General features: G+C 38.8%; 21 protein-coding genes, 1 pseudogene and 1 riboswitch. Of the genes and pseudogenes, 15 read left to right on the forward strand and 7 right to left on the reverse strand.

From position 1 onward, the window contains the following. Positions 1 to 149: 149 nt before the first annotated feature. The 7 genes from I6H64_RS09710 to I6H64_RS09740 all read left to right on the forward strand — a co-directional run bounded on the left by I6H64_RS09710 (position 150) and on the right by I6H64_RS09740 (position 6,761). A complete protein-coding gene (locus tag I6H64_RS09710) occupies positions 150 to 938 on the forward strand; it encodes an AzlC family ABC transporter permease (RefSeq protein WP_002829534.1) in 789 nt (262 codons plus the stop codon). 21 nt (positions 939 to 959) lie between these two features. Then, the gene (locus I6H64_RS09715; RefSeq protein ID WP_005918370.1) at positions 960 to 1,292 is read left to right on the forward strand and encodes an AzlD domain-containing protein; all 333 of its coding nucleotides are present in this window, start codon (positions 960 to 962) and stop codon (positions 1,290 to 1,292) included. 274 nt (positions 1,293 to 1,566) lie between these two features. Then, a complete protein-coding gene (locus I6H64_RS09720) occupies positions 1,567 to 2,850 on the forward strand; it encodes a Firmicu-CTERM sorting domain-containing protein (RefSeq protein ID WP_008841931.1) in 1,284 nt (427 codons plus the stop codon). Then, a complete protein-coding gene (gene xrtG / locus I6H64_RS09725; RefSeq protein WP_008841930.1) occupies positions 2,851 to 3,474 on the forward strand; it encodes an exosortase family protein XrtG in 624 nt (207 codons plus the stop codon). Position 3,475: 1 nt separating this feature from the next. Next, a complete protein-coding gene (locus tag I6H64_RS09730; protein ID WP_008841929.1) occupies positions 3,476 to 4,816 on the forward strand; it encodes a TIGR03111 family XrtG-associated glycosyltransferase in 1,341 nt (446 codons plus the stop codon). Between the two features lies 1 nt (position 4,817). Then, positions 4,818 to 5,189 carry a 6-carboxytetrahydropterin synthase gene (locus I6H64_RS09735; RefSeq protein WP_002829539.1) on the forward strand — a complete coding sequence of 124 codons (372 nt, stop codon included), beginning with the start codon at positions 4,818 to 4,820 and terminating at the stop codon, positions 5,187 to 5,189. Positions 5,190 to 5,207: 18 nt separating this feature from the next. Next, on the forward strand, positions 5,208 to 6,761 hold the full coding sequence (locus I6H64_RS09740; RefSeq protein WP_008841927.1) for a TIGR03766 family XrtG-associated glycosyltransferase: 1,554 nt from the start codon (positions 5,208 to 5,210) through the stop codon (positions 6,759 to 6,761). 171 nt (positions 6,762 to 6,932) lie between these two features. On the opposite strand, the gene I6H64_RS09745 is transcribed toward I6H64_RS09740, so the two are convergent. Together I6H64_RS09745 and I6H64_RS09750 are read right to left on the reverse strand one after the other, a co-directional pair. Beyond that, positions 6,933 to 7,376: a GNAT family N-acetyltransferase gene (locus tag I6H64_RS09745; RefSeq protein WP_036685599.1), complete on the reverse strand. Its 444-nt coding sequence runs from the start codon at positions 7,374 to 7,376 to the stop codon at positions 6,933 to 6,935. Positions 7,377 to 7,796: 420 nt separating this feature from the next. Further along, positions 7,797 to 8,972 (reverse strand): SAM-dependent methyltransferase, encoded by a 1,176-nt coding sequence (locus I6H64_RS09750; RefSeq protein ID WP_002829543.1) that lies wholly within the window; start codon positions 8,970 to 8,972, stop codon positions 7,797 to 7,799. 154 nt (positions 8,973 to 9,126) lie between these two features. On the opposite strand from I6H64_RS09750, the gene I6H64_RS09755 reads away from it, so the two are divergent. The 5 genes from I6H64_RS09755 (at position 9,127) to I6H64_RS09775 (ending at position 14,519) form a co-directional block, all read left to right on the forward strand. Beyond that, the gene (locus I6H64_RS09755; RefSeq protein ID WP_056985138.1) at positions 9,127 to 10,017 is read left to right on the forward strand and encodes a hypothetical protein; all 891 of its coding nucleotides are present in this window, start codon (positions 9,127 to 9,129) and stop codon (positions 10,015 to 10,017) included. 87 nt (positions 10,018 to 10,104) lie between these two features. Next, positions 10,105 to 10,171: riboswitch (Fluoride riboswitch) on the forward strand. 56 nt (positions 10,172 to 10,227) lie between these two features. Continuing rightward, on the forward strand, positions 10,228 to 11,514 hold the full coding sequence (gene eno / locus I6H64_RS09760; protein ID WP_008841923.1) for a phosphopyruvate hydratase: 1,287 nt from the start codon (positions 10,228 to 10,230) through the stop codon (positions 11,512 to 11,514). Positions 11,515 to 11,608: 94 nt separating this feature from the next. Continuing rightward, a complete protein-coding gene (locus I6H64_RS09765; RefSeq protein ID WP_002829547.1) occupies positions 11,609 to 12,298 on the forward strand; it encodes a 2,3-diphosphoglycerate-dependent phosphoglycerate mutase in 690 nt (229 codons plus the stop codon). A gap of 377 nt (positions 12,299 to 12,675) precedes the next feature. Further along, positions 12,676 to 13,350 (forward strand): hypothetical protein, encoded by a 675-nt coding sequence (locus I6H64_RS09770; RefSeq protein WP_232623510.1) that lies wholly within the window; start codon positions 12,676 to 12,678, stop codon positions 13,348 to 13,350. Between the two features lie 14 nt (positions 13,351 to 13,364). After that, positions 13,365 to 14,519 carry a helix-turn-helix domain-containing protein gene (locus tag I6H64_RS09775; protein ID WP_008841646.1) on the forward strand — a complete coding sequence of 385 codons (1,155 nt, stop codon included), beginning with the start codon at positions 13,365 to 13,367 and terminating at the stop codon, positions 14,517 to 14,519. A gap of 157 nt (positions 14,520 to 14,676) precedes the next feature. Here the strand turns inward: I6H64_RS09775 and I6H64_RS09780 are convergent, their stop codons facing one another. Next, positions 14,677 to 15,630, reverse strand: coding sequence for a DMT family transporter (locus I6H64_RS09780; RefSeq protein ID WP_008841645.1), 954 nt, complete (start codon positions 15,628 to 15,630; stop codon positions 14,677 to 14,679). Between the two features lie 154 nt (positions 15,631 to 15,784). Between I6H64_RS09780 and I6H64_RS09785 the strand changes: the two genes are divergently transcribed. Next, complete coding sequence (locus tag I6H64_RS09785; protein WP_008841644.1) at positions 15,785 to 16,669, forward strand: LysR family transcriptional regulator; 885 nt, start codon at positions 15,785 to 15,787, stop codon at positions 16,667 to 16,669. 213 nt (positions 16,670 to 16,882) lie between these two features. Further along, positions 16,883 to 17,572 carry a B3/B4 domain-containing protein gene (locus I6H64_RS09790; protein ID WP_002832524.1) on the forward strand — a complete coding sequence of 230 codons (690 nt, stop codon included), beginning with the start codon at positions 16,883 to 16,885 and terminating at the stop codon, positions 17,570 to 17,572. A gap of 108 nt (positions 17,573 to 17,680) precedes the next feature. Here I6H64_RS09790 and I6H64_RS09795 read toward each other — a convergent pair whose 3' ends face one another. Further along, the gene (locus I6H64_RS09795; RefSeq protein ID WP_036685412.1) at positions 17,681 to 18,157 is read right to left on the reverse strand and encodes an Rrf2 family transcriptional regulator; all 477 of its coding nucleotides are present in this window, start codon (positions 18,155 to 18,157) and stop codon (positions 17,681 to 17,683) included. Positions 18,158 to 18,275: 118 nt separating this feature from the next. On the opposite strand from I6H64_RS09795, the gene I6H64_RS09800 reads away from it, so the two are divergent. Beyond that, positions 18,276 to 19,130: an SDR family oxidoreductase gene (locus tag I6H64_RS09800; RefSeq protein ID WP_008841642.1), complete on the forward strand. Its 855-nt coding sequence runs from the start codon at positions 18,276 to 18,278 to the stop codon at positions 19,128 to 19,130. A 110-nt stretch (positions 19,131 to 19,240) separates the two neighbouring features. On the opposite strand, the gene I6H64_RS10220 is transcribed toward I6H64_RS09800, so the two are convergent. From I6H64_RS10220 to I6H64_RS09810, 3 genes and pseudogenes are all read right to left on the reverse strand, one after another. Further along, on the reverse strand, positions 19,241 to 19,387 hold the full coding sequence (locus tag I6H64_RS10220; protein WP_008841641.1) for a hypothetical protein: 147 nt from the start codon (positions 19,385 to 19,387) through the stop codon (positions 19,241 to 19,243). Positions 19,388 to 19,423: 36 nt separating this feature from the next. After that, positions 19,424 to 19,843: a histidine phosphatase family protein gene (locus I6H64_RS09805; protein WP_008841640.1), complete on the reverse strand. Its 420-nt coding sequence runs from the start codon at positions 19,841 to 19,843 to the stop codon at positions 19,424 to 19,426. An 80-nt stretch (positions 19,844 to 19,923) separates the two neighbouring features. Continuing rightward, positions 19,924 to 21,786, reverse strand: a pseudogene (locus I6H64_RS09810) (ABC transporter permease). Positions 21,787 to 21,955 lie beyond the last annotated feature (169 nt).

Below are 21,955 nucleotides of genomic sequence, written 5' to 3' on the forward strand. Positions count from 1 at the left end.
AAGCGCGTGATTTAGCCATTCTAACGGGGTTCGCAGGTTTTCCAAGCTGCTACTATTAAAAACCAACCTTGCATGTTAAAATTAGTTCGTATGCTTTGCAAAAAATTAATATATTCTTAAAAGATCTAATTTTTTTGGGAGGACAAACTTTGGAACAAGTTGAAACAAAGGCACGTTGGAAGGAAACCTTCAAAGTTGCGTGGCCGCTTTGCTTAAGTTACACACCAATTGGCTTAGCATGTGGTATTTTATTGCACGCAGCTGGTTTCAATACGTTGCTTACCGGTTTAGTTTCTTTGGTTATCTTTTCCGGAGGAGCCCAATTTTTAATTGCACAGATGTTAACGGTGAATGCACCGATTCTAACGATTGTTTTAATGCTTTTTTTCCTTGAATTGCGTTATGCTTTACTAGGATCGAGTTTGTCGAAGTATCTACAGGGAGAAAGTCATACTTCAATATTTACATTCGCGCTTTCATTAAATGATGAAAATTACGCGGTAAATTATTTGAAATTTGCTACAGATAAGAATTGGACCCCCAACGACGCCCGTCAAGTTGAACACTGGTCATTACTATTTTGGACCGTGGCTAACGTGATTGGTTCGTTAATCGGGAGCGTCTTGAAAATTAATTTGACCGTCGTGGATTTTGCGCTAACTGCACTTTTCATTTACATGATTGTAATGCAAGTGAAGTCTCGACTATCATTAGTAATCTGCATCTTTTCTGGAGTTCTCGCAGCGGTTTGCATGATTGTTACTAAGAGTACTTTAGGATTAGTAATCTCAACGCTGCTAGCTTCCTTCACCGGTTTTTTGACGGAAGAGTTATTGGTTAAAAAGCGACCAACCAGTATGTGGCTGCAAGCAATTGGTTCACGTAAGGGCGGACCGATTATCGAAAAAATTGATAAGAAAGAATCAGATATTCTTTAAGTTTGGTAGGAGAAATCACCTATGGAGTTCAGTTCATTTGATCATTTATTGATTATAATTCTCGGTTTTTTTGTGGCTTTTGCTCCACGATATTTGCCACTACTGTTTTTTTCAAAACGCCAGATTCCCGATTGGTTCAACGATTGGATGAAATACGTGCCGATTTCATTGTTTACAGCGCTCGTCGTGAAGGGAATCTTTATTTCAAGTGACTATACTTTAATTACGTCAGGAAACTTAGCGTTAATCTTAGGCGCACTAGTAGTAATTATCATTGCCTACTGGACGCGTTCGATGGCCGTTTCCGTGATTGTTGGATTGGTTACGGTAATGATTTTGACGTTGATTATTTAAATGTAAATAAAAATAATTATTTAAGGCTTTGCATGATAAATTTTTACATATTGTGTGAAGTTTTTTATTTATATAATTGGATTGAATAAGAATTATTAATACAAAATTTAGTTTTCTGTTTACTTTGAACTGATCGGCTTAAAACATGGACTAATGTGGTTTTTTTGCTTTAAAAATAGCGTTTAAGGGTATACAATAATCCGTAAAGTAACGGACAAGATGTTTATATGGATTGACATTAAATGGCAGCTATTAAGGCTACGGGAGTAATTTTATGAAAAAGAAACTTTTAACTAGCACATTATTGGGAGTAGGAACCTTGATATTATTCAGTGGCGGAACCACGCCACCGGTAGTCAATGCGGCTACCGCACCTACAAATGAGACGAACCAGGCGACGACAAATAAGGCGGCACAAAAGATTACGGTCACCAATGTAGGAAATCAAATCCGACTTTTAGTAAACACTGGGACTAGTAATGCTTCGTTACCTAATTTTTTCACTATTGATTACAATCAGCAACAAATTAAATTTAATTTAAGTAGTACAAAAGATGGTGCAGTTACCATAACAGAAAATAACCAGGTAGTTGGTAACGGAGAGATTAGCGATCGGGGAACTAATTTAAAAGCTAGCATAGATGTAAATAAAACAGCCATGAAAGCAGAAGGCACTAAGTCCGCAATAATTAAAATCGGCAATCAGCAAGCGACGACAAATATAGTCAATAAAACGACTTCGACGGCGACTGGTAAGGCAATTGCGGATAAAACAAGTAGTTCCACTAAGGCAAAAGATGAAAGCAATACTAAACAAGCGAAATCTACCAAAGTAATTAATAAAGACGATCAGAACACAACCGATCCAGTTCATCAGGTTTTTCATGAAAATTCTTCCAAACGGAAAGAATCAATTAAGCGAACGCCTAATAGTTACGTAAATGGAGCGCTAAATATCAAAATTGATGGGAAGTTTAGTGATTGGGACAATGTTGAAAAGTCTCCAATGGTAATTAATGGAGATAACGACAATATTAAGTACGCAGCTTTAGTAGCAGATGATCAAAACATTTATTTTTACGTAATGATGCACCCAGTCTTATCAGGGGGTTACACTAGTTTTCAGCCATCGGGCTACGATTTAACCATTGGTGGTAAGGAGTTTTGGATTTCTTTCAACAATAACCAAACGGTTAATTTAGATGTTGGACAAAAACAGGCTGTGTCAATGAATATTTATAGTTCAGATGGCAGCGTGGACTTAAGTAATCAAGCAGTAGTTGCCAAACAAAATATCGATCAAAAAATGGGGGATGGCTCGACCGTTAAGGGCACGGGTTATGTGTTTGAATGTGCAGTTCCGTTTAGTAAATTAAAGGGAATTTCCAATACTAGTGGCCAAACGATTACGTTAAAGAATAGTAATCTTTGGAATGGCGAGCTAACTACTACTGGTGGTAGTACAGGTCCGATACTATTGGCAAGTACCGGAGTGGCAATTGCCGGATGGTCAGTATATCAATTTACGCGTCGAAAACGTAAGTTAGGATTGAAATAAATGAACATTTATTTAATTATTGGGATAGTTATTTGGCTGTATTCTTTATCTATTTTAAAACGAGCTCATCTTTCAGCCTTCCATTTCATAGTTGGTAGTGGAGGGCTTTTTTTCATACTCATGGCGATTAGCGATCCGTATTGGGTATGGTTTTTTACACATGCAGTAATTAACGGGGTAAAAGTAATCACAAATCCGTTCAAGATTTGTGCTGTAATGTCTCAATATGGAATGGTTAACATATTTAATACACTAGCGCCAGTAAATATGAGCATTGACTATGAGTGTTCAGGAATTATTGAAACGGCAGCATTTGTTAGTTTAGTAGTATTTTTACCGCTCTATAATCGGCACGAACGATTGTTTTTTTCACTATTAGGAATGGTGTGGATTTACGTAGCTAACATAATACGATTGCTAGTAGTAATTGTGATTGTTCATTTTGGCGGCGGTCCGGTATTTTTCCTGGCGCATTCAATTATTGGACGAATTGTTTTCTACGTTCTAGTAATTATCTTGTATTACGAAGTTTTTACTTACTCACAGCTTTCACGAAGCTTGTATCGAAGTTTTAAGGGTAAGGTTCGACAAATCAACGTTAAAATAAAGGGGAAGCAGCATTAAGATGGAATATTGGTTAAATTTAACCCTTTTTAAGATGGGTTTTTGGCTTACGTGGGCGCTTATTCCAATTGTCGTTGAAATAATTCCCGCAATTATTTCTGTAATACGGCTTCTAATTAAGACATTACGAACCAAAAAACTTGAAATGCCGGATAAAATGCCCATGATTACGGTAATTGTCCCGGTTTATAATTCTGAAGAAACACTGTATAACTGTATTCGTTCAATCCATGACTCAACGTATCCTACGGATTTAATTCAAGTTATTTTAGCAGACAATCAAAGTACGGATGGTAGTTTCGAAGTTTATGCACGGGCTCAAAATAAGTTTACTGACATGCACATGCAGTTGATTCACACTGCTAAAGGCAAGGCATCAGCACTTAATTCAGCAATATATACCAGTATTGGGACATATATTATTAATATTGATAGTGATGGAATACTAGAAAAAAATGCGTTAATGAATATGGTTTTGCAGTTTGAAAACGACTACGATGTATCAGCGTTGACCGGAACAATTTTGCCACAAAAAGAAATGATTAAAGAGACTAAGGGCTGGGGTCGAAGACTTTTACAAAAAAACGAGTATTTTGAATACGCGCAAGCATTTCTCTCTGGACGAACAATTGAAGCAAATAATAATCAGTTGTTTACTATGTCTGGAGCATTTTCGGCTTTTCGTAAAGATGCCTTGTTGAGCACTTTTATGTATAATACCCAGACAATTGGTGAAGATACAGATATGACCTTTCAAATTAGGGACCGCTTAAAAAGAAAAGTAGCAATCTGTGCAAATGCTATTTTTTATGTAGAACCTATTCCAGGATTAGGTAAACTTTACACACAACGGCAGCGATGGCAACGTGGAGAAATTGAAGTCATTCATGATTCTGCAGCAGATATTTCGATGAAGAATTTTTTTAAGAATTTTTTGATTCGAAGAATGATTATTGACCATACTTTTCTATTTCCTAAAATGATATGGTTGTGTGCCAGTATAGTATTGTTATTTTTCCGTTATTCGCCAATTATGATGGGAATGTCGTACCTTGTTATTTACCTTCTGTATATTTTGGTGGCGATGCTTAACTTTGGATGTATTTGTTTGTTGCTGCGCGAATTTAAAGAAGAAAAACATTTCTATAAATCCCTTTGGTGGGTTAGTTTTACGTTGCCACTTTACAACTTCATGTGTTACTTAATTCGATTTGTGGGTACGGTAAATGGGATGACAAATGCTTCAGCTTGGAATTTACCTACTATGGATAGTGAAAAAAAGAAAATTAAGTCGGTAGTTAAGGAAGACTGGCAGTCTTTACAACAGCATTGGAGGAAGTAATATGCCACTTGTACACACCTATAAAATAAAATCATACGTTAACGCTAGCCATGCAATGCGTTGGAAAGATGGGGAAGGCAAACAACATAACCATACCTGGGAAGTTGTGTGTGAAATTAAGAGTAAAGATGATCACATGATTGTTTTTCGTGATATTGAGAAAAAAATTCAAGATGTGTTAGGAAGCTTTTCAGGGCAATTCTTAAATGAATTACCCTACTTTAAAGAGATTAATCCAACTGTTGAGAACGTAACAATTTGGTTGTTTGATTTGCTTTCATCGATTCTAGAAGAACTTTCAGCTAAGCTAGTGCGAATTGAAGTTGGTGAATCTCCAACCCGGTCATACGTAATCAGTGATATTGACGACTAACAAGGAGCACGGGAATTGATGAAAAAAATATTCCAGTATGGAAACGGGCTATTAATGGGATTATTTAGCGTATTGTTTTTCGCTACCTTATTGTTTGCGATAACATCGCCTAACCTTGTCCTAGGAGACAATCCTAAGACCGGAGCGGGCACAACAATGGTAACTACTACGGGGATAATTATAGTAATGGCTATCGTAGTTACTTGGTTAACGAGTGGACATTTTAAAAGGTGGACTCAGCAAGTTTTTGTGGTGCATAAAAGAATAACGGTAAGTATTCTATTAGCTTTTACAATTTTGTGGCAAATTAGTTTTGTTTTGAACGTGCATCCACCGATTGGATTTGATGTAGGGGCGATTCATGAAGCCTTACATAAGCCAATTAGTCCCGAACTAACCGGCTATTTCAGCCTAAACTATAATAATTTGCCTTTGCTATTGGTTCAACATTTCTTTGCAACTATTTTGCATTCCACAAAGTGGTTAACTTTTGATCTACTGACTTTATTATGGGTCGATTTATCGGCATTAATGAACGTTTTAAGTGTTTGGGTAATCGATGCACGAAAAGTTGTGGCAGCAGTATATATTCATATCGGTTGGTTAATATTTTTTCCGATGATTATTGTTAGCTATAGTGATACGTGGGTTTTACCGCTAGTTTCGGGTTATTTTTTATGCTACTGTTTAATGCGAAAAAATGAATTTTCATGGTGGGTTCGAATATTAGCTGCAATAGGTTTTGGTGTCACTGCTAGTGCTGCATATTTCATCAAACCCTCTGCAATAGTTGGGGTGATTGCGATTGGATTGGGTGAGATATTATTTCAGTTTAAAAAAGATCCCAAAGAATCTGCTAACTCGTTAGAAAACTGGGGGATTCTTGTTATCACAATACTAGCGTTGGGCAGCAGCTATTTGGGATTTAACCACGTTGTTCAAAATCAAAATTATGTTGTATACCATAAGGATCGTCAAATCCCAGCAGTCCATTTTATAAGTATGGGAGTATCAGGTGACGGAGGTTATAATCCTAAAGACGCACTTAAGATGGCGGAGTTTAAAACAAAGAGACAACGAGCAGAGTATTCTAAAAAGGTGTTGTTTCACCGCTTGAAGCAAAAGGGCGTTGTTGGTTATACCAAATTCTTAGTTAAGAAACACCGTAATAATACGGCAGATGGAACTTTTGCTTGGGTCAAAGAAGGACATTTTATTAATGAAAATCCAATCCCAAAAGGAAAAGGCTGGGCAGGTCAATTACGCCAATTTGTTTATTTATATGGCAAACGGTTAGGTGACTTTCGTTTTTGGGCGCAAGCATGGTGGGTAATTTGGTTAATCTTAATTGCCTTCGGTTGGCGTAATCAACGCCGGACTAATCAGGTGATGCGCTTGACCATTCTGGGAGGCTTTTTATATTTATTGATTTTTGAAGGTGGGAGAAGCCGGTATTTGATCCAATTTTTGCCAGCTTACCTAATTTTAGCGTCCCTAGTTTATGATCAATCAATTTTATTTTTTAAACATGTTTATTATTGGGCAAATGGAATTCCCAAAAAAGATAATTAAAAAGCTCGGGAAAAATTATTTTGGTATATTGGCTTTAATAGAGTCAAAACGTGTGCCAAAAGTCAGTTTGTTCTGCTTAATCCAAAAATCGAACATTACGCCAAATGTAGGCATAATGTTCGATTTTTAGTTAATGCTCGCAAATTCCCTGACTTTTGTCGCACACTATTTTTAATCTTTTTGCATATGCAAGATGGGGTAATGGTTGCCTTGGCCATCTAATTCGCTTCTTTGGTAAACCATAAATCCCATATGTTCATAAAATCCCTTTGCAAGGGGATTTTGTTCGTTTACGTCAAGTTTATTCACTGCATAATTGGTTATTCCATATTCTAATAATTGCTTACCTAGTCCCTTACCACGATAGTCGGCGGAGATAAATAACATTTCCAAAAAATGATCATTAATGCCCATAAAACCGACGGGGTGTGCATCGTCATTTTCGACAACGATTAGGTGCGCAACGCTAGTCAAAGCCTCTGGAATGTAACCCTTTATTTTTTGAGTTTCATCATTTGACAAAAATAAATGAGTCGCTTTAACGGAACTTTCCCACACAACTAAGAGATCTTGAATTAATTTGGGAGAAGGGGTATTTATTTCTACTATTTTCATGTTAACGTCCTACTTTTAAATGATTAACTTGATGATAATTTTATTGGATTTTTGCCGAAAAGTCGATGTTGCTTTTAAGACTGCCGCGTAGCTGAAACAAACTTTAAACCCCAACTTCTTCCGGTTAACCAAAATAAGGGATTAATCGCATAAACCGCGGTTAATCCCTTAATTTTTCCGCCTTTTTGCAGCATGGTTCGAAACGAACTCCAGCCACCAATCTTCTCCGGTTAGCAAAACCATAAAACTAATCGCTAAAACCACGATTAATTTCATGAATTTTCGTTTTTTGCCGCGTAGCTGAAACGCGTTCTAAAACCCAGCTCTCTCCGGTTAACCAAATTAGGGGACCAACCGCTAAATTCGCGGCCGGTCCCCTAATTCAGTTATCCTCAAGAGCTACCCAGGTTTTAGAATGCTCTATTTTTCATACATATAATCTCGCGTCATTGGAAGGACCCGACCACTTGCTCCCTTAGTTAGCAAGTATTGGATTACGTCAATGTTGCCAGATTCAAACGAAGCCGCGCATGCTTGTAAGTACAAATCCCACATCCGAACGAATTTTTCGTCGAACATTTCGCGTACTTCGTCACGATGTTTGTTGAAGTTAGCGTCCCAAATTTCAGTAGTCCGTTGGTAATGCCGACGCAATGGTTCCATATCGTCAATTTGGAGACCGCTGTTAACAATGTGTTCGATATTTTCTACCAAACCAGGTACGTATCCACCTGGGAAAATCCACTTGTTTAGCCAGCCGTTGTTAGCCCCGCCTTGTTGCCGGGTGATTCCGTGGATCAACGCGACCCCATCGTCCTTTAAGTACTTAGCTACGTTATCAAAGTAGATCCCCAAGTTTTCCTTTCCAACGTGTTCAAACATTCCTACACTGGTAATGTAGTCAAACTTCTCGTCGCCAAGTTCCCGGTAATCTTGAAGCCGAACTTCTGCAACCCCGCTAAGTCCTTCTTCTTGGATACGTTGGTTAACCAAGTCGTATTGTTCTTGGCTAAGGGTTACACCGACTACCTTTAAGTTAAATTCTTTAGCGGCAGTAAGCATTAGGGTTCCCCAACCACAACCGATGTCTAAAAGAGTTTTTCCAGGTTGTGGGTTTAATTTCCGAATAATGTGGCGAACCTTATTCATTTGTGCCGTTTCCAAGCTATCTTGGTCGCTTTCAAAGTAAGCACAAGAATAAGTCATTGTTGGATCTAACCATAATTTATAGAAGTCGTTTCCAATATCGTAGTGGTTTTGCACATCTTCTTTACTTTCCTTTTCGCCGTGGCCTTGTTTAGGAAGAAAGTGGATGAACTTCTTGTTGTGGAAAAAGCTGTCCGCATTTTCGTAAGCAGAAGTAATTAACTTTTGTAAATTACCATCGACGGTAATCGTACCATCCATGTACGCCTCCCCAAGGGCGATTGAAGCATTCTTAGTAATGCTTTTAATCGGAATGGCCTTTTTAAAAGTAATGGTTGCTTGGGGTTCTCCCGTCCCGTAAACTGCGGAACTTCCATCCCAATAATTAACTTTAATTGGGATATTGAATGAACGTTTTAAAAACGTTTTATAAAATTGTTTCTCAAGCATGATTCAGGTCCTTTCCAAAAATAGTTATACAACTGTTATAACGTGTTTGGGTAAATATTTCAAATGAGAAGCTAATGAAAACGAATTCCCTAATATGGGTAATGAAGCCTTACGTGGTATAATTAAGCAGACACCTGAATGGGGAGGAATACCGATGAAAAAGTGGATTTGGGCGGTTCTAATTTTTTTGGTCGCCGGAGTGGTTGGTGGGTACTCAGTTGCTCATTATCACGAAAATGAACTGCAATATCAACGCAACATCACCAACGGACAAACGGCGATTGCCCAAAAAAATTACGCGGCTGCCAAGAATTATTTTTCACGGGCCCTCACAAAGAAGAAAAATGATCGGGAAGCAACCAACCTCCTCGACCAAACTCGGCAATTTACCCGCGCAGAATCTGAATTTAAAAGTAATGAATTTACCAGCGCGCGGTTAGATTACCAAAACGTGCTGAAAATTTCAGACGGCTCTAGAACGTTGAAAGAGCGTAGTCAAGCGCGGATCAAATTAATTAAAAAAATTAGGGCTAATTTTAAAAAGTTCAGTAAACAACTAAAGAAAGCTAAAAAATTGAACGCGGCGTGGGATTTTTATGCGTCAAATGCGCAGTTAGACTTGCTGCTTAGCAACGAAGAATTTAATAAGGGATATTATGAAACCCTCCATGATCAGGCACTAACGCTGCAACGGTTTAATAATGCTGGGATCGTTGCTGACCAAGGAGCTTTCAATAGTGATACGACGCCGGACAATAACCAAGGGGCGGCAAATAAATCCTTTAAGCCAAAGGTAAAGCCACGATACGAAGGACCGACTACCACCAAACCGGCGGCGCCTAAAAAGAAACCTAAGGACAGTTCTTCTAAAGACGCTTCTAAGGATAAGCCCTCGAACAAGGAATCAAGCGATAAGCCAGATTCTGATGATTCAACTAATTCTTCATCGGAAACGAGCAGCTCTGGCAGCAGTAAACCTTCTCAAACTGAAAAAGAAGCTGAAAACGCCATGGTCGAAGGTCCTTCCGCGTCCTCACAAAAATAATTTTTGGCGCAGTTGTATTTATAAAATTGCGCGAATTTTCAAAAAGCGGGTTGTAAAAATTACTAAGTGGAACTACAATATGGCTGTAACTAAATAGGCGATGACGTTCGCCGTAAAAATAATTAAACATTAATTTGATGACGTCTATTATTTCTAGGAAATTCCTGGAGATAATAGGCGTCTTTTTTGTTTAAGAGGGGGAATTTAGTAATGACACTAGTTATTGAAAATGTTAAGGCACGCGAGATCTTCGATTCACGGGGAAATCCGACGGTAGAAGTTGACGTAACGCTGTCTAACGGGATCATGGGTCGGGCTGCGGTACCTTCGGGGGCTTCTACTGGAGAAAAGGAAGCTGTCGAGTTACGAGACGGCGGTAAACGGTTATCTGGCAAAGGGGTGCTAAAGGCGATTGGCAACGTAAATAACAATATTGCGGTGGCTTTAAAGGGGGTTGATCCCTTCAACCAGGCTAACGTTGACCAAATAATGATTGATTTAGACGGAACTAACAATAAGCGTAAATTAGGCGCCAACGCGATTTTAGGCGTTTCCATGGCTACGGCAAGAGCGGCGGCCAATGCGCTCCACATCCCCCTCTACCGGTACTTAGGGGGAACTGATTTAGAACTTCCGCAAACTTTTCATAACGTAATTAACGGAGGCGAGCACGCTAATAACCAAATTGATATTCAGGAATTCATGATTACTCCGGTGGAACGGACTAGTTTCCGGGAGGGATTTGAGAAAATTGTCAATACCTATCACGTATTGAAAAAAATTATTGCCGATGCGGGTTATTCCACTGGGCTGGGGGATGAAGGCGGCTTTGCGCCGGATTTACCTTCCTCAGAAGATGCTTTAAAAATGTTACACGAAGCGATTGTTAAAGCAGGCTACGTTCCTGGGAAAGAAGTGGCGATTGCTTTTGATGCGGCGGCCTCCTATTTCTATAATCGAGAGACCAAGAATTACGATTTTGAAGGTCGGACGTACACGCCGCAAGAGCTAGGAGAATACTACGGTAAGCTGCTAAACGAGTTTCCAGAAATCATTTCCATCGAGGATCCTTACGGGGAAGAAGATTGGGACAACTTTAGTAAATTTACTAGTGAATATGGGCAAAGAGTCCAAATTGTGGCTGACGACCCGGTCTGCACGAATCCGCGCTTGATTCGGGAAGCTATCAAAAAAGGGATGGCAAATTCAATTTTAATCAAGTTAAACCAAATTGGAACGGTTACGGAAACGCTCGAAGCCATCCGGGTAGCCCGCAAAAATGGCTATACCACGATGATGTCGCACCGTTCTGGTGAAACGGCGGATACATTTGTTGCGGACTTTACCGTGGCCACAAACGCAGCGCAATTAAAGGCGGGAGCACCGGCACGCTCAGAACGGGTGGAAAAATATAACCAGCTTTTGCGGATCGAAGAAGAGTTAGGCAAAGCTGGCACCCGGTTAGCACACTTTCCTAACCGAATTGATCTCGATTAAGAAAACTTCTTTATTTTAGGTTTGTGCTTAGCGGTTAAAAATTGTAAAATTAGAACGTTAGAAATTTATTTGAAGAAAGAGGTATTCAAACGATATGGCAAAATTAGTTTTGATTCGTCATGGTCAAAGTGAATGGAACTTATCAAACCAATTTACTGGTTGGGTTGACGTTGATCTTAGTGATGAAGGTGTTAAACAAGCAAAAAATGCTGGTAAGTTAATTAAGGAAGCTGGTCTTGAATTTGACCAAGCTTACACTTCAGTATTAACTCGTGCCATCAAGACTTTGCACTATGCTTTGGAAGAATCTGACCAACTTTGGATTCCAGAAACCAAGACATGGCGTTTGAACGAACGTCACTACGGTGCATTGCAAGGCCAAAACAAGGCTAAGGCTGCTGAAAAATGGGGCGACGAACAAGTTCACATTTGGCGCCGTTCATACGACGTACTTCCTCCATTGTTAGATGCTAGCGATGAAGGTTCAGCTGCTAACGACCGTCGTTACGCAAACTTAGACCCACGCATCATCCCTGGTGGTGAAAACCTTAAGGTAACTCTTGAACGGGTTATTCCTTTCTGGGAAGATGAAATTGCTCCTAAGTTGCTTGACAACAAGAACGTTATCATTGCTGCACACGGTAACTCACTCCGTGCTTTGAGCAAGTACATCGAAAACATTTCTGATGAAGACATCATGAATCTTGAAATGGCAACTGGTGAACCAGTTGTTTACGACTTCAACGACAAGCTTGAAGTTCAAAGCAAAACTAAGCTTAACTAATTTTATTTAGTTGAGTTGACGAAAAGACTGAGGGAATTTTTCCTCAGTCTTTTTTTAGTAAAAAGTGTAGATTTAAGTCACAAAAATTTTTTCATAATACAATAATTTGTAGATTTTATACTATTTTTATGGAAAATGAAAATGTTTATTGGGTAATTGCATCCGCTAAGTATGATAAATAGCATTACCAAACCAATGTTATGCTTGATGCTTTTATGCAATCACACGATAATAAATGATCGAACACTTGTTTTTTGGTAGAATTAATGTATTATATTAAGTGTTGATACGTAGGCGATTCTAAATGGTTGGTTGACAAAATCACAAATAATTCTAATTTGATAGGGTGATGGTATATGAAATTAAACTCAAAACTAATGGAAGCTTCAATTTCATGGAAAGAAGCACTTGAAGGTGACTTAATACACGATGAAAGCCAAGCGACAAAAAATTTATTAGTAAATAATCCAGAAGATCCATATAACAGTGAGAGTAGAACAGAAACTGATTTACGTATGTCAAATTTAATCACCAATATAAAAAGTATGAATTTGCCAGTTAGAAAAGCTAGGTATCGGTCAACAAACTACCCAGTTGTATTTGATGAAACTAGTGGAACGGCAATACTGTTCTTTAAAGATGCAACCATAAAAATGGCTCAAAAGGCGCCAGATCATTTTATTTGGCATGCATGTTCTGCTATAAATGGTGTGGCTGGTGACTGGAATTATTTAGGACAAAAAAATTTATTTAGTTCAAGCATAGAACGGCTAGAAGATCCAAAAGATGGAAATATAGTTACAAAATTGTTAGGTGAGTGGGCAGATAAAACTAAACAATTGTTAGTTTTTTGTTATGAAGAGCAACATGGTGTTGTAATTTCCTTTATCCGAGAATACGATGGATTGGGTAGAATTATAGACGAAATTAAAGTAGAAAAACCAGTAGTTGCATTAGGCTCAGGTAAATCAACGGATGGTAATTTAGACCAAAATAATGAAGGAGATGTCCCACTTAAGTTACGGGTTAGTGAGGGACAAAATAATAATTAAGGATTTGATTAGTGATGAATGAGCTATTTAATGGGGCAAGGCTTAAAGAAGCAAGGTATTACAATTCTTTATCTATAACCCAATTAGCAAACAAACTATCAATTTCTAAACAGATGGTTTCGAAATATGAAAACGGGAAATCTAGTCCTAGACCAGAGATTATGTTTGGAATAATGAAAGTATTAGGTTTTCCAAAGGAATTCTTTTACGGAAAATACAAAAAGAGATTATATACAAATGGCACATTTTATAGATCTTTATTGACAAGTACTCAAAAACAAAAAGCACCATCTGATGTGGTTATGAGAGCGTCGACAATATATAGAGACTTTTTAGAAAATTACGTTGAGTTTCCAGAAACTGTAAAATATGCTTTTGACGAGCAAGATCCAGAAGTGGCTGCTAGTTTATTGCGACAAAAATGGGGATTGGGTAGCAATCCTATAAGTAATATGATGAATTTATTGGAAAAACATGGATTTACTATTATTTTGTTGCCTGAGAGGATGGAAAAGGTATCAGCTTTCGGATCAAACAGGATAATTGAAAATAGAAAATACTATACAATTGCTGTAGATAAGCAATCGTCGTTCTTTAAACAACAATTTTCACTTGCGCATGAGTTAGGACATTGGGTTATGCATGCCGATTCTTGGAACCCCGAAGATTTAGAAAATAGTGAATATCGAAAAATGGAGCAACAAGCTAATAACTTTGCAGCCGCATTTTTATTGCCTAAGAATTTATTTATTAGGGATGTTACTGGAGTTAAAAAGCTAGATGATATTTTCGAAAAGAAAAAAGTCTGGTATTCATCTGGAGCGGCAATAATTCAGAGAATGCGTCAATTAGGGTTAATTGATGATAATTACTATTTAAGATTACAAAAGCAGATTAGTTATCGACATCTTAGAAAAGTTGAACCGTTTGATCAGGATGCTAGTTATATGTTAAAGAGTCCAAGCTTATTAAGAAGGGCAACGGAGCTTGTTGTAGATAGTGGTATAGTTAGTGCTAGTGAACTACCTAAGAAGATACAGCAAATGTATGGCGTTATGTACCCGAATAGATTGTTAGAATCACTAGCATTATTACCGTACGGTTATTTTGATTTTGCTGAAGGTAACAATGTAGAAAATCTTCTTAAAATTAATACTAATCGGTCATAGATATTAAAAGCAAAGTCAAAGACTTAAAAATTTTTTTACAAATTTAACAATATGGTAGTGCGGAAGTTCGATTTTAAAGTTGAATGGAAATAAGTTACTTCTTCTCTAGAAGAAAGACTGAGGGAATTTTTCCTCAGTCTTTTTTTGCTAGTTAAGTTTAGTGTGTTGAAGTTAATTCGGTAGTATCTGATTGCTTAGCTTTATATCGATTGTAGAGATTGTTGCCAACTAAAGCAGTAATGGTGATGATGCAACCCGCCACCTCAAATAAAGAAACTTGGTATCCGTTAACGATTTTAATTATAAATGAAGTAATTGGTACCAAATTCATAAATAAAATGCCGTTAATCGGAGTGATGATTCGGTTGCCTAAGTTCCAAGTAAAGACTGCTATCACTCCCGCAAAAGTAACCATGTAAATCAAAGCGGTGTGCACCGCAACAATTTGATTTAAAGATGGAAAATGTAACCAACCCAAGATGGTAGCAATGGTTAACGCAATAATTACTGAACATACGCCTAATAAAGCTGTTAACGTTGAATAGCGTAAAATAGACCATTCAGGGAAATCAGCACCTCCAGCGGTATAGATTACCCAGCATAATGCGCCTAAAAGAATTAAAGTTACTGCTAATAAAGTGTTTTGTCCTGAAAAGAGCACGGAAAAGTCGCCTTTAGTAACAACCATAAATACCCCAATGGCGGCTACTATCATTGAGACTAAGGATGCTAACGTAGGCTTTATACCGCTGTAAATCCAAGCAACGAGAACACCTAGTAAAGGCTGAATTGCCATCATTACTGAGGCGATGATGGAACCGGAAGCACCCGCAAGCTGTTGGCCTAAAAAAACTAGAAAGCTGAAGCCTGCAAATGCTGCAGTACCGAAGACCCATAATTTAAAAACGTGGCCTTCAGTTTTAAAAGCGTGCGCACCTTCCGTAATGAATAAGATCAATGCAAAAATAATTGCAACACTACCGTAGCGAAAAAGGGTGAAGTAAAAGGGATCCATAACTTTTAAGGCAGGTTCCATAATGGGAAACATTCCACCCCATGAAAGTACTGATATTAAACATAGTAATAGTCCAAGCGCATATTTTCCGGTCATAATTATTCTCCTTCATTTGTAGAAAAGTTGATTAATATTTATTTACCTTATGAATGGATATTAAACCTATATAATCTTTTTAAGAATAAACGAAATGGTATATGGTATTATAAGTTTAAGGAATACAGTGTTTTAAAATGGAGGTGAGCAAGCAATGATTGGTAACGATGCCCTCAATCTGGAACTTTTATATATTTTTGTGAAGGTAAGCGAGTTAAAAAGTATTAATCAAAGTAGCGCATATTTGTCGTTAACACAGCCCGCAATCAGTAAAAAAATTAAACAGCTTGAAGAATATTATGAACAAGAGTTGTTTATAAGAAGTTCTAAAGGGATGGCCCTAACCCCTATTGGACAGAGGGTTTATTTGGAAGCAAAACAGCTGATTTCTCAGGTAGAGGGATTGAGGAACGCGATTCGTCAAAAAGAAACTAAAGTTAATGAATTACGTCTGGGGACTCTAGATAGTATTTCGTCTTATTTGTATCCTAACTTTTTTGTCAAATCTTTAAATGCGTTTAAATCAACTACTATCACTAATAGGATTGATGAATTGATTGAGCCCTTTAATCGAGGAAGTCTTGATGTAATTTTCATGGATTCAGCTTTCAAAGATGAAATAAATGGAATTTATTCAGAAAAAGAGGTAGATGAAGAACCGTATTTTCTGGTGTATTCTAAAGATAATCCCCTTATTAACCTTGATAAGGAGAGTATTGATCCATGCACTTTACAAAAAATGGATTTGCTAATGTATCCTAAATATTGTCCGATTCACCAACGTTTGATACGGGTTTACCAAGATTTGCAAATAAATCCTCCTAAAATTGTAGAAATTGATTATGGTGAATCGATGATTGCGATGGTCGCTAACTCCAACTACATAACGGTATTACCTAAGTCAATCGCAATAAATAAAGTAACGGCAGACATATCACATTTGAAAATGAAAGAATTCGAAGTAACTTTTACAAGAAAAATTTCATTGTTTTCTCGAGATGCTCATGTAACCGAAATGGTTAATCGCATGATGAAATAAGAAAGAGCTAAAAGATGATAATTTATGCGCATAAGCTAAGTTAACTTAACTTAACTTAACTTAGCTTATGGGATGCGTTGTAATTAACACTAAAAGTGTTTATCAAGTTTTGCAGAGATAATATATTTTTTGCTAGTTTTGTTGCATTTGCACCTATTTTGTTAGATAATGGCTGTGAATTAATCTGTAAGTATTAAGAGGAGGAAGTTTAATATGCAACCATTAATCGTTGATGATCAAATCTGGGAATTATTTCCCGAAGCGCAGTTTCAAGTATTGGTAGCGCATGGCATTGATAACCATCTGGCGGCTATGCAAACGGAACACTATCAAGCAATGTTAGACAATGCCGTTAAAGAAGCCCAGAAATTTATTACTGATGATGTTTTTCGGAATAACCCGGTGATTAGTGAATGGCGGGATGCGTTTACCAAATTTAAGAAGAAAAAAGGCGCCCGTTCGTCAATTGAAGCGTTGCTCAAACGAGTTTCCCAAGGAAAATCGCTTAGTCCAATTAACCCGTTAGTCGATATTTATAATAGTATTTCGCTCGAATTTGGCGTGCCGTGTGGCAGCGAAGATTTACAAAAAATGGATGGTACGATGCATCTCGGAGTTGCTAAGGGCGGCGAAAGTTTCCGGCCCCTTGGAGTAGAAGAAGATGAGCCAGCGTTGCCAGGGGAAGTCATTTATTACGACCAAACTGGAGCTATTTGCCGCTGCTTTAATTGGCGTGAGGCTCAACGCACCATGCTAACTGATGAAACTACCGATGCGGTATTGGTTATCGAAGCGGTTAACGCTGACCAAGCGCAACGTGCACAACAAGCTGCTGAAGAATTACAGCAACGGATCAAAACCGAGTTAGGCGTGGATGCGGAACGTATGGTTTTGAAAAAATAACTTTAACTAGCAAGTTCAAAAAATAAAAAAAGACGTAGGATTTACGTTAATTGAAGAAACTGCCAAATTCTTCAATTCGAACGTACACCTACGTCTTTTTTAGTAAAATTATGAATTCAAAAAATTAGCTACCAATTCCTGATTTTCGGGCCGTTTTTTGACTTCGTTAGTTGCAATATCCTGAATGACGTCGGCCAAAGTGGTTTTAGCCATTTCGTCTTGGACAACTTTTTGAAAATGAGCGTATTGAGCGTTTAAAGCATCTTGGATGTTGCCGCCTACCACGCAGTCCGGGTTCGTTTTGGGGTCAACTTGAATTAAATTCGTGTCGGCCTCATCAAGACTGTTGAAAATGTCTAATAAAGAAATTTGTTCTGGTGCCCGGGTTAGCGCTGGCTGGGGCTTACCCACGGTGGTTTTAATCAATCCAGCTTTTTTAAGTGACGCCATAATTCGGCGGATGTTAGACGGGTTGGTTTCCACACTGGCTGCGATGGCTTGACTAGTCAACGGGGCCGTATCGTGCAGAATGGCAATGTAAGCCAACACGTGGATGGTATCGCTAAAACGCATGGAATATTTCATTATCATCAACTCCCTTCTAGAATTTATCACTTGACAATCAGAATTACTACCCTTATTATAAACGTGTGATTTATAAATGTACAGCTAATTAGTTAATAACGAAAGTGAGGATTTGATTATGAATATTTTAGTAACGGGCGCTACAGGTAACTTTGGGGGATATGCTTTAAAAGTTTTACAGGATTTAGTTCCAGAAGATAATCTATACGGCCTTGCTCGGACTGAAGAGAAGGGTGCTAAGCTAAAGGAAGCGGGGATTAAAGTACGGATTGGTGATTATACTGATTCGGCAAGCTTGCAAAAAGCTTTTGAGGGAATCGATCGGTTACTCTTTGTCTCGAGTACAACGGATGGTGACCGCCAAGCGCAACATCGGGATGTCGTCGAAGCAGCCAAGGCAGCGGGAGTGAGCTACATTGCGTACACCAGTTTTGGCAAGGCAACGGAATCAACTAGTCCGCTCGCCGCTGACCATCGGTTTACCGAGCAGCTTATTGAAGAAAGCGGAATTGCCCATACTTTCTTACGGAATAATTGGTATTTGGAAAACGAAGCGGCCTTTTTAGCAGCGGGCGCTAAAGGTGGCAAGTTCATCTATGCGGGTGGCAACGGCCAAGCTGGCTGGGCACTTCGTCGCGAATACGCCGAAGTTGCGGCACGAGCCGTTTCCGGAAAATTTGATTTCCCTAAAATCCTAGAATTAGGTGGTTCACTTCGTACTTACGAAGATTTGGGCGCAGCCTTACGGGGAGCAACTGGTAAAGACCTGGAAGTGATCAGCGCGGATGAAGCTACCGCTGCAAAAAACCTCGTCGAAAATGCGGGAGTACCACAAAACGTGGCTGAACTGTTGGTTTCCTTTCAACAAATTGTCAAAAGCGGTGCTTTAGCAGTGCAACCTGACGATTTTGAAAAATACCTCGGAAAGCCTTTAACCCCAATGGTTGACGCGATTAAAGAAGTATTGGGATAGTAGTTTTTATCACGAGTAATAAAAAAGATGACGGATCGAATTAGAAAATTCTGCACCGTCATCTTTTTGTTTACAGAAAATTGAATGGTCGAAGTTACGGGTTAGCCGAACTAAACCCGATTATTATAGCAATTTAACCGGGGCTTAAAGTGGTCCTTTTCATCAAGGTGAATTTGATTTAGGGTTACGTTTTGAACAATGCCAAATTCAGCTACGTCAACGTTGAAGATGGCTGCAAAAATTGCCCGAGTTGTCATCCCATGACAAATTAATAGTACGGATTGATCAGCAAACTACTGTTTAAGGTCTTCGACAAACCCGCTTACCCGCGCAACCAGTGCGGCATAACTTTCGGAATGGGGCGCGTAGTCAGCGTACTTGGCGTTGAACATACCAAGACGGTCAAAAACTTCGGGATGCTTGTCGTAAATTAATTTTTCGGAGACCCCGTCCCAATCGCCAAAGTCCATTTCAGTAATCCGGGGATCATAGGTGAGCGCAGCGTCATCACCTAAAAGAATCTTCGCGGTTTGTTTAGCACGCAGCATGGGACTGCAAAAAACGTGGTCAAACTGGTGCCAATCGTAATTTTGACTAACTTCCTTAGCATATTCGATTCCAGCCGGGGACAAACCGACGTCGGAACGGGCTCCGGAAACTAATCCGCGACCGTTATCTTGACTAGTACTGTGACGAACAATGGTTAAAAGCATGGGTGAATCCTCCTCAATGGTCTGATAATGCGCTTACATTTCTATGATACAAGTAATTTAGGGAAAATGAAATCGTTTGGTTAATTTTTAACCGGAGTTATTTTCTGCACCCGACGCAATCCACGGGAAGTAACGCGGTAAAGCCCGGTTTTATAACTTTGATGATAGGTCTTTTGCAACATTACCGTAAATGTGCGGTGCCATTCTGGTAAAGCTACGTATTGGTAAGCGGCAACGGTCTTTTTAAAAGTAGCCGGATCCATCATAAAGTTCTCTTGACCAACGACTTTATCGGAAAAGAAGTAGTAACGGCCAACGTAACCGGCATAGTAGTTATTAACGTCGTTAGTGTGCGGGTCTACCAGTAAAATTTTGCGGTGATTGTAAGTCATCGAAGGTTGGGCAATTTGTTTTAGTTGAACTGGAAGCTGTTCTTTACCCAAGGTGTTGTTATATTCGATTCCGTTTATTTCTGAAAACATTAAAATGGTGGAGAAAATCATTAGTACCAACGCCGTAAGCTGATAAAGATTTTTGGTAAACACGTTTTTAAAGGAACGAACCCCCCGCCGGCCAATTCTTTGTTCGAACATCGCCTGGTCCATAACCACGGCTAATACCATAGCGCCTAGCAGAAGATTTAAAATCACCATGCTTGATAGGTAGCGCTCTAACCCATCAAGTTGAATCGCTTCTGCGTAGGGCATGGAAACGAGGTACATGGCAAATACGCTACCGTAGTAAATTAGAAAACTAACGTCGATAGCAAATAGTGTTTTTAGCAATGGATTTTTATGGTGCATAAGGAAAGTAATTACAATCCAACCAATTAATAAACCAGCGTTAATTAGCAAAAACCCCCGGGTCGATAGGGCACGCCAATTTAATATTTGGTCGAGAAAGCGATGGCCAATCTTGATAACAACGGCATTGCCTTCGTGATGCAACTGTTGCTGGTACGCTTGGGCACTAATTTGGTGCTTAGAAATTGTCGTGAAGGTGTTGTGAACGTGTTGATTCCACCAAAAAAAGGGTAGAAAGCCAATTACTGCGGTAAACGCACTCAAAGCCAAGCTGCAAAACCATCGTTGCCAGCGCGTGCCTTCGCGATTGGTTGCAAGTGAATACAGCAAATAAGCAACCAGCATTACCACGTACATGGTTCCAGAATTTTTAACTAATAGTAATTCGGCACTAAAAAGCGCGGTGATGCTGCATTGCCAAAGGGGATGTTTTCGTTCGGCATAAATTCCGGCAAATCCAGCTGCGGTAACTACGGGAAGGACAAAATCAACCAGTAAATTATTCATTCGAATTGCGATGTTAAAAACATTTATTATCGCGATAATGAAACAAAGAAAGAAACCGTTCATTGAACGGGTACGGTCGCGTAGGACGGCGAAAAGGGCGTATAAACTAGCCCAGATTAATAAAAATTGAGCAACCAGCATGGTCCCGTCGTTAAAACCAACTCAGCTAACAAATTCGGTAATCCAAAGAGCGGTCGCAGGCGGATAAGACGTAAAAGAAATGATTGAATCGCCTGCAATTGGAAGATGCCCTTGGGTAAGCAGATATTTAACAATGATGGCCCAGTGGGAGTAGTTGTCATAGTGAATAAGGATACTTTGACTTAGCGTGTGGAGCACGGTAAGCCCGATTACCACCATCCAGACGTCAAAATAATGAATTCCTTCGAAAGGCAATTTACCAATTTGAAGGACGATAAAGATGAGACGAAGTAAGAAAAAAACACATCCAACGAAGACGACGGAGCGGATCCCGAAGGAAAGCAGGCCAACCATGGCCAAAATATAGAGAAGGAGGGTCTGGATAACTGTGGAAGTGATCCAGGACAAATATTTATCGATCCCTGCCATGCGTAGGATGCCTGCAAAACCAATTTGGCTCAGGATAAAAAAGACTGCTCCCCATAAGTTCATTACGTTTACCCACTTTCTTTAAGTAAATAATTACAAATTAGTTTAATAGTTTTCTTTAGTAAAATGGTTTAAATAGTATGTATTTTTTTGAGTTAACCTCACATTTTAATTCTACTCGTTCAAGGCTAAATGTAAAATCGAGTTCATTTAATGTTTTATTGTTTAATTA

The organism is Pediococcus acidilactici, assembly GCF_016127815.1.
Lineage (GTDB): Bacteria > Bacillota > Bacilli > Lactobacillales > Lactobacillaceae > Pediococcus > Pediococcus acidilactici.